This window comes from Streptomyces sp. NPDC026500 (genome assembly GCF_055567635.1).
In genome coordinates this window covers 608,191-625,574 of the sequence record NZ_JBVHQB010000002.1, presented here as the reverse complement: position 1 = coordinate 625,574, position 17,384 = coordinate 608,191, and the positions used below count along the sequence as shown (strand labels likewise).

Annotated in this window: 12 protein-coding genes and 1 pseudogene; 9 read left to right on the top strand and 4 right to left on the bottom strand. The window is 70.8% G+C overall.

Annotated elements, in window-relative coordinates; all coding sequences use genetic code 11:
• Position 1 precedes the first annotated feature (1 nt).
• A complete protein-coding gene (locus ACZ4N5_RS05870) occupies positions 2-901 on the top strand; it encodes an aldo/keto reductase (protein ID WP_467755853.1) in 900 nt (299 codons plus the stop codon).
• Between the two features lie 57 nt (positions 902-958).
• On the opposite strand, the gene ACZ4N5_RS05865 is transcribed toward ACZ4N5_RS05870, so the two are convergent.
• Together ACZ4N5_RS05865 and ACZ4N5_RS05860 are read right to left on the bottom strand one after the other, a co-directional pair.
• Positions 959-1,723, bottom strand: a complete 765-nt coding sequence (locus ACZ4N5_RS05865; RefSeq protein ID WP_467755852.1) for a DUF2127 domain-containing protein — start codon at positions 1,721-1,723, stop codon at positions 959-961.
• Between the two features lie 91 nt (positions 1,724-1,814).
• Positions 1,815-3,650, bottom strand: coding sequence for an MFS transporter (locus ACZ4N5_RS05860; protein ID WP_467755891.1), 1,836 nt, complete (start codon positions 3,648-3,650; stop codon positions 1,815-1,817).
• Positions 3,651-3,836: 186 nt separating this feature from the next.
• Here ACZ4N5_RS05860 and ACZ4N5_RS05855 point away from each other — a divergent pair, with 186 nt between their 5' ends.
• The gene (locus ACZ4N5_RS05855; protein ID WP_467755851.1) at positions 3,837-4,445 is read left to right on the top strand and encodes a TetR/AcrR family transcriptional regulator; all 609 of its coding nucleotides are present in this window, start codon (positions 3,837-3,839) and stop codon (positions 4,443-4,445) included.
• A 101-nt stretch (positions 4,446-4,546) separates the two neighbouring features.
• Here ACZ4N5_RS05855 and ACZ4N5_RS05850 read toward each other — a convergent pair whose 3' ends face one another.
• Complete coding sequence (locus ACZ4N5_RS05850; protein WP_467755850.1) at positions 4,547-5,953, bottom strand: cation:dicarboxylate symporter family transporter; 1,407 nt, start codon at positions 5,951-5,953, stop codon at positions 4,547-4,549.
• A gap of 283 nt (positions 5,954-6,236) precedes the next feature.
• On the opposite strand from ACZ4N5_RS05850, the pseudogene ACZ4N5_RS05845 reads away from it, so the two are divergent.
• The 6 genes and pseudogenes from ACZ4N5_RS05845 to ACZ4N5_RS05820 form a co-directional block, all read left to right on the top strand.
• A pseudogene (locus ACZ4N5_RS05845) lies at positions 6,237-7,833 on the top strand (ATP-binding protein); the annotation flags it as partial.
• A 685-nt stretch (positions 7,834-8,518) separates the two neighbouring features.
• A complete protein-coding gene (locus ACZ4N5_RS05840) occupies positions 8,519-9,196 on the top strand; it encodes a response regulator (RefSeq protein ID WP_467755849.1) in 678 nt (225 codons plus the stop codon).
• Positions 9,197-9,535: 339 nt separating this feature from the next.
• Positions 9,536-10,906: an extracellular solute-binding protein gene (locus ACZ4N5_RS05835; protein WP_467755890.1), complete on the top strand. Its 1,371-nt coding sequence runs from the start codon at positions 9,536-9,538 to the stop codon at positions 10,904-10,906.
• 38 nt (positions 10,907-10,944) lie between these two features.
• On the top strand, positions 10,945-11,838 hold the full coding sequence (locus ACZ4N5_RS05830) for a carbohydrate ABC transporter permease (RefSeq protein WP_467755889.1): 894 nt from the start codon (positions 10,945-10,947) through the stop codon (positions 11,836-11,838).
• 1 nt (position 11,839) lies between these two features.
• Positions 11,840-12,694 carry a carbohydrate ABC transporter permease gene (locus tag ACZ4N5_RS05825; protein WP_467755848.1) on the top strand — a complete coding sequence of 285 codons (855 nt, stop codon included), beginning with the start codon at positions 11,840-11,842 and terminating at the stop codon, positions 12,692-12,694.
• A gap of 110 nt (positions 12,695-12,804) precedes the next feature.
• A complete protein-coding gene (locus ACZ4N5_RS05820) occupies positions 12,805-13,521 on the top strand; it encodes a helix-turn-helix domain-containing protein (RefSeq protein WP_467755847.1) in 717 nt (238 codons plus the stop codon).
• A 456-nt stretch (positions 13,522-13,977) separates the two neighbouring features.
• On the opposite strand, the gene ACZ4N5_RS05815 is transcribed toward ACZ4N5_RS05820, so the two are convergent.
• On the bottom strand, positions 13,978-15,003 hold the full coding sequence (locus ACZ4N5_RS05815; protein WP_467755846.1) for an ATP-dependent 6-phosphofructokinase: 1,026 nt from the start codon (positions 15,001-15,003) through the stop codon (positions 13,978-13,980).
• A gap of 278 nt (positions 15,004-15,281) precedes the next feature.
• Between ACZ4N5_RS05815 and pta the strand changes: the two genes are divergently transcribed.
• On the top strand, positions 15,282-17,372 hold the full coding sequence (pta, locus tag ACZ4N5_RS05810) for a phosphate acetyltransferase (RefSeq protein ID WP_467755845.1): 2,091 nt from the start codon (positions 15,282-15,284) through the stop codon (positions 17,370-17,372).
• Positions 17,373-17,384: the final 12 nt, after the last annotated feature.

Sequence of the window (17,384 nt, the reverse complement as noted above, 5' to 3'; positions counted from 1 at the left end):
CGTGCGCTACCGCACACTTGGCGGCCTGCGGGTGAGCGCCGTGGGGCTCGGGGCGATGCCGCTGTCCATCGAGGGCCGTCCGGACGAGGCGCGGGCCCTGGCCACGGTGCACGCCGCCCTCGACGCGGGCGTCACCCTCCTGGACACGGCGGACTCGTATCACCTGCCCGGCGACGAGCCCGGACACAACGAACGGCTCGTGGCCCGCGCCCTGGCGACGTACGGCGGCGACACCGCGGACGTTCTGGTGACCACCAAGGGCGGGCGCGGCAGACCGGCCGACGGCACCTGGACGGTGAACGGCTCCCCGCGCCACCTCAGGGCGGCGGCCGAGGCCTCCCTGAAGCGGCTGGGCCTGGAGGCGATCGGCCTCTATCAGCTGCACAAACCCGATCCCGCCGTCCCCTTCGAGGACTCGGTCGGCGCCCTGCGCGACCTTCTCGACGCGGGCACGATCCGGCTGGCCGGCGTCTCCAACACCACCGGCGACCAGATCCGCCGGGCCCGCGCGATCCTCGGCGACCGCCTGGTGTCCGTCCAGAACCGGTACTCCCCCGCGGTACGGGACAGCGACCCCGAACTGCTCCTCTGCGCCGAGCTGGGGCTCGCCTTCCTGCCGTGGAGTCCGCTGGGCGGCATCTCCCGCAGCTCCCTGGACGGCCCGTCCGGCCCGTCCGGCAGCGGGTCCGCCGACGGCCCCCAGGGGCGGTTCGGGGCGTTCCACACGGTGGCCCGGGAACACGGTGTGAGCCCTCAACAGGTATGTCTCGCCTGGCTGTCGGAACGGTCCCCCACGGTGATCCCGATCCCGGGCGCGAGCCGCCCGGAGACCATCCGGGACTCGGCGGGGGCCGCGGACCTGGTCCTCACCACGGAGGACCTGGCCCGCCTGGACCCGTGAGCCGGGCGCGGGCCCGCAAGCCAGTGGGCCTGTGCGCCCGGGGCGTGGAGCCGCAGGTCAGACCATGACCCCGGCCGACTCCTCGACCTCCAGAAGCGACGCGCTCTGCCGCTCCGCCTCGAACGCCTTGTGCCCGCCGCGCAGGCCGAACAGACGTTTGGCGAGGGCGATGTAGAGGACGGCGAGGATGTTCAGGACCAGCGTCGCGATCTTCAACCAGCTGATGTGCTCGGTGAGTTCGTAGATCTCCAGCGGGAGGAACGCGGCGGTGGCGACGACCGTGAGGTACTCCGCCCAGCGCTTGGCGTACCAGAGCCCGACCGCCTCGACGAGCTCGATCAGCGCGTACACCAGCAGCAGGACCGCGACCAGCAGCAGCGTGGAGTGCTTGTAGCCGAAGGTCTTCTGGATGGTGCCGACCACGGGCGAGTGGTCGAGGTCGTAGTGGAAGTGCCGGAAGACCGGCCTGAGGACGTCGAGGTACTCGTCGAAGAGCCGGCGCACCGCGTACTGGCTGTTGCTGAACTTCCAGACGGCCGCCGCGACCAGCACGATGAACACCCCGCGCACGGCCCGCTCGATCGCCAGGAAGCGCAGGATGAACAGATCGCGGAGCACCTTGCCGCGCGGCACGAGGGGCGCCTCGTCCGCGGGGCCCGAGCCGTGCGGATCGCCGAGCGCGAAGTCGCCGCAGCGCAGACAGCGCCAGGCCTCGCCGAGGCCCGTCTCGGCGCGCAGCCGCTCCCGCAGCACCCGCTCGTCGGGCGCGTACGTCACGTGGCCGCGCCGCGCGCACGTACGCCGGTCCCAGTCGATCTTCATGCTCGGTGTCCTCCGCAGAACGTGCCGTGCCGTGCCGGTCGGTCCGGCACGGCACGGTAGTGCATGTTCTACGAGACGGCGGCCCGGGGGGTCACGGTTCCGGCCGAATCGCCACTCGAACCGCCTCACCGTCGGCCCGCTCCTCGGCATCCTCGTCGACGTCCGCCCCGGGCTCGCTCTCGACCTCATTGCCGGCCTCGGTACCGGCCCCGGTCTCGACCGAGGCCTTGTTCCCGGTCTCAGCCGCGGCCTCGTACTCGGCCTCGGCCTCGGCGGAAGCCTTCCTCTCGGCCTCGTCCTCGACCGCCGTACGGCCCTTGCGCGGCAGCAGCAGCGCCACCAGCACCGTGCCCACGCCCAGGATCACCGCTCCGACGAGGCTGGTGTGGGCCACCGCGTCCGAGAAGGACGAGCCGACCGCGTCCGTCATCTGCCGTGCTCCGTCGGCGAGTTGACCGGCCTGCGCCTTCAACTGGGCCGCCTGCTCGGCATTCGCCGAATGCGCCGCCTGTTCGCCGAGCTGTCGGGCCTTGCCGCCGATGCCCTGGGCGACGGCGTAGCCGGCGCCCACCGAGTCCTGCGCCGTGGCCAGGGCGCCCGCCGGGAGCTTGCTGCCCGCGGTGGCGTCCGCGAGGTGCGAGGAGTACGAACCCGAGAGCACCGAGCCGAGGATGGCGATGCCGAGCGAGCCGCCGAGCTCCAGCGAGGTGTCGTTGACCGCGCCGCCGACGCCCAGTTCGGCCTCGGGGAACGCGCCCATGATGGCGTCCGTGCAGGGCGAGAGCGCGAGTCCGATGGCGAGGCCGAGGATGACGAGGGGCAGCACGAAGTCGCCGTACGCCGAGGAGGCGTCCACCCGGGTGAGCAGCGCCAGTGCCGCCGTGCCGCCGACCATGCCCGCGGTGACCGTGAACTTCATGCCGATGCGCGGAGTGAGGTACCCGGTGAGTGCCGAACCCACGAAGACGGCGCCGGCGAGCGGCAGCATCCGAACCCCGGTGTCCAGCGCGTCGTAGCCGAGGACGAACTGGAGGTGCTGGGTGAGGTAGTAGAAGGCTCCGAAGACGGCCAGGAAGAAGAGGGCGACGGCGAGGTTCGAGCCCGCGAAGCGACGGTGGGCGAAGCGTCGTACGTCGATGACCGGGCGCGGGTGGCGCAGCTCCCACAGGACGAAGAGGACCAGTCCGACCCCGGCGACCACCGCGGCGGTCACGGCCTTCAGGCCCCACCCGAAGTGCGGGCCTTCGATGATCATGTAGACCAGTGAGCCGATCCAGACGACGGAGAGCAGCCCGCCGACGTAGTCGATGCGGTTGTGGTGCGCGGCCTTGGACGGCGGTACGAGGACGAGGGCGCCGACGATGGCGAGGACGGCGATCGGCACGTTGATCAGGAACGTGGACGACCAGCCGTGGTTCTCCAGCAGGGCCCCCGCGACCAACGGCCCGGCGGCGATGGCGAGTCCGGCGGTGGCGGTCCACAGGACGATCGCCTTGGCCCGCTCGGCGCGAGGGAAGGTCGCGGCGAGCAGGGAGAGCGTGGCGGGCATGATCAGCGCGGCGCCGACGCCCATGACGGCGCGGGCCGCGATGACCCCGGTGGAGCTGTCGACGAGCGAACCGGCGACCGCGCCGCCGCCGAAGACGACGAGCCCCAGGATGAGGGCGCCGCGGCGGCTGTACTTGTCCCCGATGGCGCCGAGCAGCAGCATCAGCGCGGCGTACGGGACGGTGTAGCCGTCGATGACCCATTGCAGGTCGGCGCTGGTCAGGCCGAGGTCCTGGGTCATGTCGGGAGCCGCGACCGTGAGGGCGGTGTTCGCCATCACGATGATCAGCAGGCTCAGGCAGAGCACCAGCAGCGCCCACCACCGCCTGGCGTAGGGCCGGTCCATCCTCTCGACCGGTTCGTTCATGACGAGACGCATGGCCACGGTCGCCCTTCCTTCGTCGACGGGTACGGAGATCCGTCCGCACCAGGACTTGCACAGTGGAGTGCAATTACACAACGCTGTGCAATGTACGAGATTGCACAGCACTGTGCAAATGGAGGAGGTGGAGAGCCTGTGACCGCGGGACAGGAGGTCGCCCGAGGGGCGGGCACAATGGCAGCCATGACCACGGGTAACCCGAGCCGCGCCGATGTGAACCGCCGCCGCATCCTCGACGTCGCACTCGCCGAACTGCTGCGTGACCCCGACGCCTCCATGGACCAGATCGCCCGGGCGGCGGGTGTCGTACGGCGCACGGTGTACGGGCATTTCCCCAACCGCGAGGCGCTGGTCGGCACCCTGACCGACGAGGCCGTGGCGGCGGTCGCGGCGGCGCACGCGGCGGGCCGCGAAGGGGTCGCGGACCCGGCCGAGTCGCTGGCCCGCTCGACCCTGGCGGTCTGGGAGATCGCCGACCGCTACCGGCTGCTGGTCGCCCTCGCCCAGCGCAGCGTCACCATGCAGGGCATCCGCGAACGTCTCACGCCGGTCCGCGACGCCTGCGCGGAGATTCTTCGACGCGGCCTGGAACAGGGCGTGTTCGCGTCGCCGCTACCCCCGCCCGCACTGGCGTACGTGCACGAGCAGACCCTGTTCGCCCTCATGGAGGCGGTGAACGACGGCCTCCTGGCAGCGGAGGAGGCGGGCAGCTCCGCCGCGGTCACCATGCTGACCGCGGCGGGCGTACCCGCCTCACACGCCACCGAACTCGTGGCCGAGCTGAGCGACTGAGTCCTCGGAGGGTCAGGGCCTGCGAGGACTCAGTCGCTCAGCGGTGCACCGGGCGGCCGGGCCCGTGGGGGATGCCCGGCCACCCGGCGTCTCAGGGGCTCCTACGCCTCGGCCGGGTCCTTCTCGCCGCCCTGCTCCGGCACATCCGCGTGGACATGGGCGGAGGCGGGAGCGGAGGCGGCGGTGCCGGCGTCGTCCAGCAGGGTCTCCTCGTCGAAGGGAAGCTGTCCGGCGAGGACCATGGCCACCCGCTCCTTGTCGATCTCCTTCGTCCAGGTTCCGATCAGGACCGTGGCCACGGCGTTGCCTGCGAAGTTCGTCAGCGCGCGTGCCTCGCTCATGAAGCGGTCGATGCCGACGATGAGGCCGACGCCGTCCACCAGGGCGGGCTTGTGCGACTGGAGGCCGCCGGCCAGCGTGGCGAGGCCCGCCCCGCTGACGCCCGCCGCGCCCTTGGACGCGACGAGGAGGAAGAGCAGGAGCGGGATCTGCTCCCCGATCGCCATCGGCGTGCCCATCGCGTCGGCGATGTAGAGCGAGGCCATGGTCATGTAGATCATCGTGCCGTCGAGGTTGAAGGAGTAGCCGGTCGGGACGGTGATGCCGACGACCGACTTGCCGACGCCCAGGTGCTCCATCTTCGCGATGAGCCGCGGCAGGGCGGACTCGGAGGACGAGGTGGACAGGATCAGCAGGAACTCGCGGCCCAGGTACTTCAGGAACGTGAGGATGTTCAGGCCCGTCACCACGCGCAGCAGCGTGCCGAGCACGATGAAGACGAAGAGGAAGCAGGTCACGTAGAAGCCGAGCATCAGCACGGCGAGACTCTTGAGCGCGTCCAGGCCCGCGGAACCGGTGACGGCGGCGATGGCGCCGAAGGCACCGAGCGGGGCCGCCCACATGACCATGGCGAGGATACGGAAGACGAGCCGCTGGATGTGCTCCACACCGCGCAGGACCGGCTGCCCGGCCGTCCCCATGGCCTGGAGCGCGAACCCGGTGAGAAGCGCGACGAGCAGGGTCTGCAGGACCTGGCCCTCGGTGAACGCCGAGATCATCGTGGTCGGGATGATCGAGAGCACGAAGTCGACCGGCGGCAGCGCCTCAGCCGACACCTGCCCGTGACCGGCCTGCTTGACCGCGTCGGTCATCGCCAGGCTGCTGCCCGGCTCCAGGATGTTGCCGACGACCAGACCGATGGCGAGCGCGACCAGCGACATGACCAGGAAGTAGCCGAGCGCGATACCGCCGACGGCGCCGACCTTGGCGGCCTTGCGGACCGAGCCGATGCCCAGCACGATCGTGCAGAAGATGATCGGGGAGATCATCATCTTGATCAGGTTCACGAAGCCCGTACCGATGGGCTTGAGCTCGACGGCGAAGTCGGGGGCGATCAGGCCCACCGCGATCCCCAGGATCACGGCGCCGATCACGGCGATGTACAGATAGTGCGTGCGGTCCCGCTTGGCGGCGGGTGCGGCAGGTGCCGTATGCGGCGTGCTGGCCACGGCTGCCCTCCTTGACGACGTCGTCGGCATCATCCGGCGTGCGGCTCACGACCGGCGGAACCCGGCGTGCGGCTCACGTCCGGGGAAACCGGGAGGCGTGGACTCCCGGGGGATGAGGGGACTATCTCCCGGCGTGTGAGGGTGGTCACCCTTCCGTTCATTGAGTTCACGCGCCTCGGCGCAGTCGTCCGGCCGCCGGTGCCGGGGCGGAGTCGCCCGCTCCCCGGCAGCGTCGTCCCGCCGGCCGGAAGAGCACCCGTCCGGGCGAGGCACACTGAACGACATGCGTCTCCCCCGTGTCCCACGACCCCGCAGCCTGGCCGGCCAGCTCTTCGGCATGCAGGCCGTGCTGATCACGGTCCTCGTCGCCGGGTACGCGCTGTTCACGTACGTCAGCGACCGCAGCCAGGCCGAGGAGGCCGCCGGCCGTCAGGCGATGGCGGTCGCGCGCTCGGTCGCGGACGCCCCGTCCGTCCATGGGGCCATCGGCACCGCGAACCCCACCGAGGAGCTCCAGCCGTACGCCCTTCGGGTGCAGCGGGACACCGGCGTCGACTTCGTGACGATCATGAATCCGCGGGGCATCCGCTGGACGCACCCCGAGGAGAAGCTGATAGGCAAGCACTTCCTCGGGCACATCAGCCCCGCCCTGGCGGGCAGATCCTTCACGGAGACGTTCACGGGCAGCCTCGGCGCCTCCGTGCGGGCCGTCACGCCGATCCAGGACGGCGAGCGGACGATCGGCCTGGTCAGCGCGGGCATCAGGGTCGAGGCGATCACCGAACGCGTCCAGGACCAGGTCACGGCCCTGATCGGGGTCGCGGCGGGCGCGCTGCTGCTGGGCGGTGTCGGCACGTACGTCATCAACGCCCGGCTGCGCCGCTCCACCCACGGCATGAACGCGGCCGAGCTGAGCCGTATGCACGACTACCACCAGGCCGCGCTGCACGCCGTGCGCGAGGGGCTGCTCATGCTGGACGGGCAGTTCCGGGTGGCGCTGATGAACGACGGCGGGCGGGAACTGCTCGGCGTCACGGACGACGTGGTCGGCCGCTCGGTGGCCGAACTCGGGCTCCCCGCCCCGCTGACGGGCGCGTTGCTGTCCGCGGAGCCCCGCGTGGACGAGGTCCATCTGACGGACGCGCGGGTGCTGGTCGTGAACACCTCCCCGGTGTCCGGCGGCGAACGCCGGGGCACGTTGGTCACCCTGCGCGATGTGACGGAACTCCAGGCGCTGACAGGAGAGTTGGACTCGGAGCGTGGTTTCACCCAGGCGCTGCGCTCGCAGGCGCACGAGGCGGCGAACCGTCTGCACACGATGGTCTCCCTCATCGAACTGGGCCGCGCCGAGGAGGCCGTCGACTTCGCCACCGCCGAACTGGAACTGGCGCAGGCCCTCACCGACGAGGTGATCTCCGCGGTCAGCGAACCGGTCCTCGCCGCGCTGCTGCTGGGCAAGGCGGCGCAGGCGAACGAGCGCGGGGTGGAGCTCGTGGTCTCCGAGGACAGCGGCATCGACGACGGCCTGCTCCCGGCCTCGCTCTCGGCGCGCGACCTGGTCACGGTCCTCGGCAATCTGATCGACAACGCGATGGACGCGGCGCAGGGCACGGTGGGCGCCCGCGTCACGGTGACGGCGTTCACGGACGACTCCGCCCTGGTGCTGCGGGTCGCCGACACCGGCTCCGGGGTGGACCCCGCCCATGCCGAGCAGGTCTTCCGGCGCGGCTGGTCCACGAAACCGGCGGGCCCCGGCGGCCGCGGCCTCGGCCTGGCCCTCGCCCGGCAGACGGTGAGCCGGCACGCCGGCACGCTGGAGGTACGCGAAGGGGCCGACGGCGGAGCGGAGTTCGCCGTCCGCCTCCCGCTCCCCACGCCACCCGGAGACTCCCCCTCGGCCCCGGACCGGGCCTCGAACTCCGACTCCGCCTCGGACCCGGCCTCGGACTCCATCCCGGACCAGGCCCCGAACTCCGACTCCACCCCGGGCCGGGCCTCGAACTCCGACTCCGCCTCGGGCCCAGCCTCGAACTCCGACTCCGCCTCGGGCCCAGCCTCGAACCCGGCCTCCGACTCCGCCTCGGGCCGAGCCCCGAATCCGGACTCGGACTCCAGCTCGGACCGGGCCCCGAACCCGGCCCCGGACTACAGCTCGGACAGGGACTCGGACTCCGGCTCGGACCAGGCCCCGAACCCGAACTCGGACTCCAGCTCGGACCCGGCCTCGGACTCCATCCCGGACCAAGCCCCGAACCCGAACTCGGACTCCAGCTCGGACCCGGCCTCGGACTCCATCCCGGACCAAGCCCCGGACCCGGCCCCGGACTCCAGCTCGGACCGGGACTCGGCCCCGAACTCGGACTCCGCCCCGGACCCGAGCTCGGATTCCGCCCCGGCCCGGGGCTCGGGACCGGATCCGCGTCCGGTTCCGGGCTCGGCCCCGACCGGGGACACGGAGTCCGCACCCGCCGACTCCGTCGTGTCCGGGCCCAGACGGACGTGTCAGCCGCCCCGGCCCGCCCGGTCCGCGCGGCCGTCCGAGCCCGCTCTGCCCGGAGGTGGCGTATGACCGATCCGATCCGTGTCCTCGTCGTCGAGGACGATCCCGTCGCCGCCGACGCGCACGTCATGTACGTCGGCCGGGTGCCCGGCTTCACCGCGGTCGGCAAGGCCCACACGGGTGCGCAGGCGCGCCGCGCGCTGGACCGTACGCCCGTGGACCTGCTGCTGCTCGACCTGCATCTGCCGGACACGCACGGCCTCCAGCTCGCCCGCTCGCTGCGCGCCGCCGGCTATCACGCCGACGTCATAGCGGTGACGTCGGCACGGGACCTGGCGGTCGTACGGGAGGGGGTGTCGCTCGGGGTCGTCCAGTACGTCCTGAAGCCGTTCACCTTCGCCACCCTGCGCGACCGGCTGATCCGGTACGCGGAGTTCCGCGCGGCGGCCGGCGAGGCGAGCGGCCAGGACGAGGTGGACCGCGCGCTGGCCACCCTGCGGGCTCCGGGCCCGGCCGCGCTGCCCAAGGGCCTGAGCGCGCCGACCCTGGAACGCGTGACCGTCACCCTCCGGGACCACGCCGACGGGCTGACGGCGGCCAAGGTCGCCGAGGCCGTCGGCATCTCCCGGATCACCGCCCGGCGCTATCTGGAACACCTGGTGGAGGCGGGCCGGGCGGCACGCGCTCCGCAGTACGGGACGGTCGGGCGGCCGGAGTTGCAGTACCGCTGGACGAAGGGCTAGCCCGAGAAGGGGCCGGCCCTCCGGCAGGCCGGGGACCCCGGTCCACTCTCCGCCGAAGTCCCGGCGGGACGCGGTGACGGACGCGGGCACGGGCACAGACGCCGGAACCGGCACGGGCACGGGCACCCGGCACCGGCACCGGCAACAACGCGGGCATGGCCGCACGCACCGCAACCGGCACGCCGAAGGGCAGCATGCCTAGACCACTGGCGGGCAACCTCCTTGTCACTTCCGCGACTTGCAACCCTGCACAGTCATTGACCTGACATCCGCACAGCTTTACGTTCGGCGGGCAGACAACTCGGCTCGCACGACAACGATGTCGGTCCGTAGGAGGTCCTGCCCGTGCGCCCCACCGCCGCCCCCGTTCTCCTCGCCACGCTGCTCGCCGCGACGACGCTCACCGCTTGCGGATCCGGGTCCGGAAGCAATCCGGACACCGTGAAGGTGTCCTACAAGCAGTCCACCGACAACTCGATCCGGGTGATGGACACCTACCTGGGCGAGATGAAGAAGCAGTTCGAGAAGGCGAACCCGGGGAAGAAGGTCGAACTCGTCCCCATCAAGGCCCCGGACTCCGAGTACTACACGAAGCTCCAGCAGATGCTGCGGTCGCCCAAGACGGCGCCCGACCTGGTCTACGAGGACACCTTCCTCATCAACTCGGACATCACCAGCGGGTACTTGAAGCCGCTGGACCCGTATCTGGACAAGTGGTCCGACTGGGGCCGGTTCATCGACACCGCGAAGGCTGCGGCCAAGGCGCAGGACGGGAAGACGTACGGCGTCCCGGACGGGACGGACACCCGCGGACTCTGGTTCGACAAGGGCGTCTTCGCGAAGGCGGGACTGCCGGCCGACTGGCAGCCGAAGACCTGGGACGACATCCTCACCGCCGCCCGCACCATCAAGAAGAAGGTCCCCGGCGTCACCCCCCTGAACGTCTACACGGGCAAGCCCGCGGGCGAGGCCGCCACCATGCAGGGCTTCGAGATGCTGCTGTACGGCACCGGCGACGGCACGGCGGACCCGCTGTACGACACCGCGTCCAAGAAGTGGGTCGCCGGCAGTCAGGGTTTCAAGGACGCCCTCACCTTCGTGGAGACGGTCTACAAGGAGAAGCTCGGCCCCGACGTCACCGACGCGCTCGACCCGAACTTCGCGACCAGTGTCCGCGGTGAGCTGCTGCCCAAGGGCAAGCTCGGCATCGACCTCGACGGCAGCTGGCTCCCGCAGGACTGGCTGAAGGGCTCGGGCCACGAGTGGCCCGAGTGGTCCCAGAAGCTCGGCCTCGCACACATGCCCACCCAGCACGGCCAGGCCCCCGGCAAGGTCAGCATGTCCGGCGGCTGGACCTGGTCGATCCCCTCCAAGGCGTCCAACCCCGACCTGGCCTTCAAGTTCGTCGAGACGATGCAGACGAAGGCGAACGCCCAGAAGTGGTACATCGCCAACTCCGGTATCGCGGTGCGCAACGACGTCGCCGCCGACCCGGCCTACGTGAAGGCGCAGCCCGGCATCAAGTTCTTCACCGACCTGGTCGCCAGCACCCATTACCGGCCCGCCTACCCGGCGTACCCGAGGGTCTCGACGGCCATCCAGGAGGCCATGGAGAGCGTGACCACCGGCGACAGTTCCGTGGACAAGGCCGCGAGCGCGTACGACGAGGAACTGAAGACGGCCACCGACGACCAGGTGACCCGGAAGTGAGTGTCGGCACGAAGGCGGCCTCCCCGCCGGTCCGGCCGCTGAGGACGGGGGTCGCCTCCCCGAGCCGGGGAGGCGTCCTGCGCTCGCTCACCCGGACACTGCCGCTCGCCCCCGCCGTCGTCCTCCTGCTCCTCTTCCTCGCCGGCCCGATCGTCTACTGCGCCTACATCGCCTTCACCGACCTGCAGTTGACGGGGCAGGCGCACTCGTCGTTCGTCGGCTTCGCCAACTTCCGGGCGGCGTTCAAGGACGACGCCTTCATCAACGCCGTATGGCTGACACTGGTGTTCACGGTGCTGTCGTCGCTCGTCGGCCAGAACACCCTGGGCCTCGCCCTGGCCGCGCTGATGCAACGAGCGTCGAAGCCGGTGCGCACGCTGGTCGGCGCGGTCGTCATCACGGCGTGGGTGCTGCCGGAGGTGGTCGCGGGCTTCCTGCTCTATGCCTTCTTCCGCCGCGAAGGGACCCTGAACGCCATCCTGGACTGGCTCCATCTCCCGTCCCAGAACTGGATGTTCACATTGCCGATCCTGGCGGTGTCGTTCGCGAACGTATGGCGGGGCACGGCCTTCTCGATGCTGGTCTACTCGGCGGCGCTGGGCGAGATCCCGAAGGAGATCACCGAGGCGGCCGAGGTCGACGGAGCCGGTGGCTGGCGGCGGATGTGGCACATCACGCTGCCGATGATCCGCCGCTCGATCGGCACCAACCTCATGCTCAACACCCTCCAGACACTGTCCGTGTTCGGGCTCATCTGGGTGATGACGAGGGGCGGTCCGGGAAATCGCAGCCAGACCCTGCCGCTGTTCATGTACGAACAGGCCTTCCAGAACAGCATGATCGGGTACGGAACGGCGGTGGCGCTGCTCCTCCTGGTGGTCGGCTCGCTGTTCTCCCTCGTGTACATGCGGCTGCTGCGGACGGAGGTGTGAGATGGCCGTACTGACGCGCGGCGCACGCTTCAGGTCCCGCCGCTCGGGACGGCGGCTGGCGGCCGACGCCGGCCTCCTGGTGGTGGCGGCCGCGTTCGCGCTCCCGCTGGCCTGGGTGATCCTGTCCTCCCTGGACGCGCACGCGGACCTGCGGGTGAAAATGCCGGACGGCGTGACACTGTCCAACTTCGACGCCGTACTGAAACCGGACATCACCTTCACCCCGCTGCTGAACAGCCTGATCCTGTGCGGCGGGGGCACCGCCCTGACCGTGGTGTGCGCGGCCCTCGCGGCCTATCCCCTCTCGCGCTTCCGGTCCCGGCTGAACCGCCCCTTCCTGCTGACGATCCTCTTCGCGACGAGCCTGCCGATCACGGCGATCATGGTCCCCGTCTACGCCCTGTTCGTGCAGGTGAACCTGATCGACACCACGCAGGGCACGATCTTCTTCTTCGCCGCCTCCCAACTGCCCTTCGCCATCTGGCTGATGAAGAACTTCATGGACGGCGTGCCGAAGGAGCTGGAGGAGGCGGCCTGGACGGACGGGGCGTCGTCCCTGCAGTCCCTGGTACGGATCGTGCTGCCCCTGATGGGGCCGGGCGTGGCGGTGGTGACGGTCTTCTCGTTCGTGATGATGTGGGGGAACTTCTTCGTCCCGTTCATGCTGCTGCTCACGCCGGACCAGATGCCGGCGTCGGTGAGCATCAACGAGTTCTTCGGGAACCGGGGAACTGTGGTCTACGGGCAGCTGGCGGCGTTCTCGGTCATCTACTCGACGCCGGTGATCCTGCTGTATGTGCTGGTGGCCCGGCGGCTGGGCGGGGGGTTCGCCCTCGGTGGGGCCGTCAAGGGGTGAACTCACGTGCCGGTACGGCGAATTCAGGGCCGCGGCCGAAACCGTATATTCCTACAATCTGTGATTGTGGCCGAACAGACCGTAGTCATCGCCGCGGCCGGACCCATACTTTGTGGCGCGTGCACCGACCGCAAGCCCAACAGCCCACCCCGCCCTTCAACGCCCCCGCCGCCCGAAGACTGCGGGCAGCACTCGGAATGGGGCCCGAGCATGTCGCGTACGGGCTGAGAGCCTCGTACGGGCTGCCGTACGTCACGCCCGATCTCGTCACCGCCTGGGAGCGCGGTATCACCGCGCCGAGCAGCCCCGAACTCACCGCCCTCGCGGGCGTGTTGTGGTGCTCAGCCGGTGAACTCATAGGAGCCCCGCGCACCTTGCGCGAACACCGCGTCGCCCGCGATCTCGCCCCGGAGGACGTGGCACACGCCGTCGGGATCGAACTCCTCGCCTACCAGCGGATGGAGGAGTCCGGCAGCTGGCGCGGCAACGAGCGGCAGTCGACCGCGCTCGCCGAGGTGCTCGAACTCTCGCTGCCCGACTTCATCACCGTGACGGGCCGCGACGGCCGGCTCGCCGACCTGCTGCGCAGCGCCGTGACCACGCGCTGGCAGGCCTACGTGCGCCCGGTCGGGAAGGTGGTGCCCCTGGACCGGAACCTCCTGGAGAACGTGCTGGAGGAAATGCACACCGACTACCAGGGGCAGATGGTCGCCACGCTGAACTGGGGCGGGGTTTCGGCCGCCACCGGCTCGGGCGAATCCGGCCGGGACTTCCTCGACCGGGTCATCGACCACTTCTGGGAAACGGTCCAGAGAATCCCGTACTGAGGTCCCCGACCACGAGGTCGGGGCCCCGACCGCAAAGGCGGGTCCCCGACCGCGAGAGCGAGGGTCTCGAAAGCAGGGCTCGGACCACGAACGCAAAGGTCCCCGGCCACGAAGGCGGGACCCGGCCGCGAGTGCCAAGGCCCCCGCCACGAAGGCGGGGCTCCGGCCACGAGGCAAAGCCCCCGACTACCAAAGCGAGGCTCCGGCCGCGAGCGCGAACGCCCGACCACGAAACCGGGCTCCGGGTGCCTAGGACAAGGGGCCGGACCCCGGAGCCAAGCCGGACGCCGGAGGCGAGGGGCTTGAGCCAGGGGCCGGACGCCGGAGCCGGACGCCGGGCCCCGACGGGTGCCGGGCCTGGTCGGGCTTTGGGCCTCGCCGGACTTCGGGCAGCGCCGGGCCTCGGGCCCCGCCCCGGATCCCGGGCGGGGCGTGGTTCTCGTCCCCAGAAGGGGACTAGAACACCGACTCCGCCTCGTCCATCCGGTCCTTCGGCACCGTCTTCAGCTCGGTGGTCGCGTCCGCGAGCGGCACCATCTCGATGTCCGTGCCGCGCAGCGCGGTCATCCTGCCGAAGTCGCCGCGGTGCGCGGCCTCGACGGCGTGCCAGCCGAAGCGGGTGGCGAGGACACGGTCGTAAGCGGTCGGCGTGCCTCCGCGCTGGACGTGGCCGAGGATGACCGGCTTGGCCTCCTTGCCGAGGCGTCGCTCCAGCTCGTACGCGAGAGCGGTACCGATGCCCTGGAAGCGCTCGTGGCCGAACTGGTCGATCGCGCCGTGGCCGTAGTCCATGGTGCCCTCGGCGGGGTGGGCGCCCTCGGCGACGCAGATGACGGCGAACCGCTTGCCGCGCGCGAAGCGCTCCTCGACCATCGCGACGAGGTCGGCGGGGTCGAAGGGGCGCTCGGGCAGGCAGATGCCGTGGGCGCCGGCCGCCATGCCGGACTCCAGGGCGATCCAGCCCGCGTGCCGGCCCATGACCTCGACGACCATCACGCGCTGGTGGGACTCGGCCGTGGTCTTCAGACGGTCCATGGCCTCCGTGGCGACGCCGACGGCGGTGTCGAAACCGAAGGTGCGGTCCGTCGCGGAGATGTCGTTGTCGATCGTCTTCGGCACGCCGACCACGGGCAGGCCGGCGTCCGACAGCATCCGGGCCGCCGTGAGCGTGCCCTCGCCGCCGATCGGGATGAGCACGTCGATGCCGAACTCGCGGGCCATGTCCTGCGCGTTGTCGCAGGCCTCGCGGAGCCGGTCGCGCTGCAGCCGGGAGGAGCCGAGGACGGTGCCGCCACGGGCGAGGATGCCGCTGACGGCGTTGAGGTCGAGGGTGCGGTAGTGGCCGTCGAGGAGCCCGGCGTAGCCGTCCTCGAAGCCGATGACCTCGTCTCCGAAATTGGTGACCGCTCGGTGCACGACCGACCGGATCACTGCGTTCAGGCCAGGGCAGTCGCCGCCTGCGGTGAGAACTCCGATGCGCATCGTGCTGTGTCTCCTGCTCCCTGCTGGTTCGTGTGAGCCGGTTCGATTGTTTCATGGCCCGAGGTGGCCCGCCGATTCCCTCCGACGGCCGCCCGCCGGGCCGCCCGCCCGGCCGCCTCGCCGCCGCCCGAACGCCGGTCCCCGGCCGACCGGCACGCCTGCCCTGGCGGGCGTCTTAGCCAGCGCCGGAGGTATTGTCAAGAGGGTTCTGCTCACGTTGGTGGGCCCTTTTTCCGAGCCCAGAATCAGCCTGGCGACGAAACGGATGGAGAGCACGCGTGACGCGCAGCGTGTACGTGACCGGGATCGACCGAGGTGACGGCCGTCAGGTCGTCGAACTGGGGGTCATGGAGCTCCTGACCCGCCAGGTCGACCGGGTGGGGGTGTTCCGCCCGCTCGTGCACGACGGTCCGGACCGGCTCTTCGAGCTGCTGCGGGCCCGCTACCGACTGGCGCAGGACCCGGCGACGGTGTACGGCATGGACTACCACGAGGCGTCCGCGCTCCAGGCCGAGCAGGGCACCGACGAGCTGGTGTCCACGCTCGTCGACCGGTTCCACCTGGTCGCCCGCGACTACGACGTCGTGCTCGTCCTCGGCACCGACTTCGCCGGCACCCAGGTCCCCGACGAGCTGGCGCTCAACGCCCGCCTGGCGAACGAGTTCGCCGCGTCCGTGATCCCGGTCGTCGGCGGCCGGGACCAGAGTGCCGAGTCGGTGCGCTCCGAGACGCGCAACGCCTTTCGCGCGTACGACGGGCTGGGGTGCGACGTCCTCGCCATGGTGGTGAACCGGGTGGCACCCGAGGACCGGACGGCGATCCTGGAGCGGCTCGACTCCCGGCTCCCGGTGCCCTGTTACGTCCTTCCGGACGATCCCGCGCTCGCCGCTCCCACCGTCGCGCAGATCACCCACGCGCTCGGCGGCAAGGTGCTCCTCGGCGACGACGCGGGGCTCGCCCGTGACGCGCTCGACTTCGTGTTCGGCGGCGCGATGCTGCCGAACCTCCTGCGGGCGCTGACCCCGGGATGTCTCGTGGTCACCCCGGGGGACCGGGCCGATCTGGTGATCGGCTCGCTCGCCGCGCACAGCGCCGGCACCCCGCCCATAGCTGGCATCCTGCTCACCCTGGACGAGCAGCCCAGCAGCGAGATCCTCACGCTCGCGGCCCGTCTCGCGCCCGGCACCCCGGTGGTCTCGGTGGCCGAGAACTCCTTCCCCACCGCGACCGCGCTGTTCGCCATGGAGGGCAAGCTGAACGCGGCCACGCCCCGCAAGGCGGAGACCGCGCTCGGCCTCTTCGAGCGGTACGTGGACACCACCGACCTGCTGAAGCGGGTCTCCGCGCCCAGCAGCGACCGGCTCACCCCGATGATGTTCGAGCACAAGCTGCTGGAGCAGGCCCGCTCGGACAGGCGCCGTGTCGTGCTTCCCGAGGGCACCGAGGAGCGCGTCCTGCACGCCGCCGAGGTGCTGCTGCGCCGGGGTGTCTGCGATCTGACCCTGCTCGGCCCGGTCGACCAGATCCGCAAGAAGGCCGCCGACCTCGGCGTCGACATCAGCGCCACCCAGATCGTCGATCCGCAGACCTCACCGCTGCGGGACTCCTTCGCCGAGAAGTACGCCGAGCTGCGCGCCCACAAGGGAGTCACGGTCGAGCTGGCCTACGACGTCGTCGCGGACGTGAACTACTTCGGGACGCTCATGGTGCAGGAGGGTCTCGCCGACGGCATGGTGTCGGGGGCCGTGCACTCGACGGCCGCGACCATCCGGCCCGCGTTCGAGATCATCAAGACCAAGCCGGAATCGAGGATCGTCTCGTCCGTCTTCTTCATGTGCCTGGCCGACAAGGTCCTGGTCTACGGCGACTGCGCGGTGAACCCCGACCCGAACGCCGAACAGCTCTGCGACATCGCCATCTCCTCGGCCGCCACCGCGGAGCAGTTCGGCGTGGAGCCGCGGATCGCGATGCTGTCGTACTCCACGGGCACCTCGGGTTCGGGCGCCGACGTCGACAAGGTGCGCGAGGCGACCGAGCTGGTGCGGCAGCGCCGCGGCGACCTGCGGATCGAGGGGCCCATCCAGTACGACGCCGCCGTCGAGCCGTCGGTCGCGGCGACGAAGCTGCCGGAGTCGAAGGTCGCCGGGCAGGCGTCCGTGCTGATCTTCCCCGACCTGAACACCGGCAACAACACCTACAAGGCCGTGCAGCGTTCGGCCGGCGCGATCGCCGTCGGCCCGGTGCTCCAGGGTCTGCGCAAGCCCGTCAACGACCTGTCCCGCGGCGCGCTCGTCCAGGACATCGTCAACACGGTCGCCATCACGGCGATCCAGTCCCAGGCCCCCGACCAGAAGGCTGCCCAGCAGTGAGCGCCCACCCGT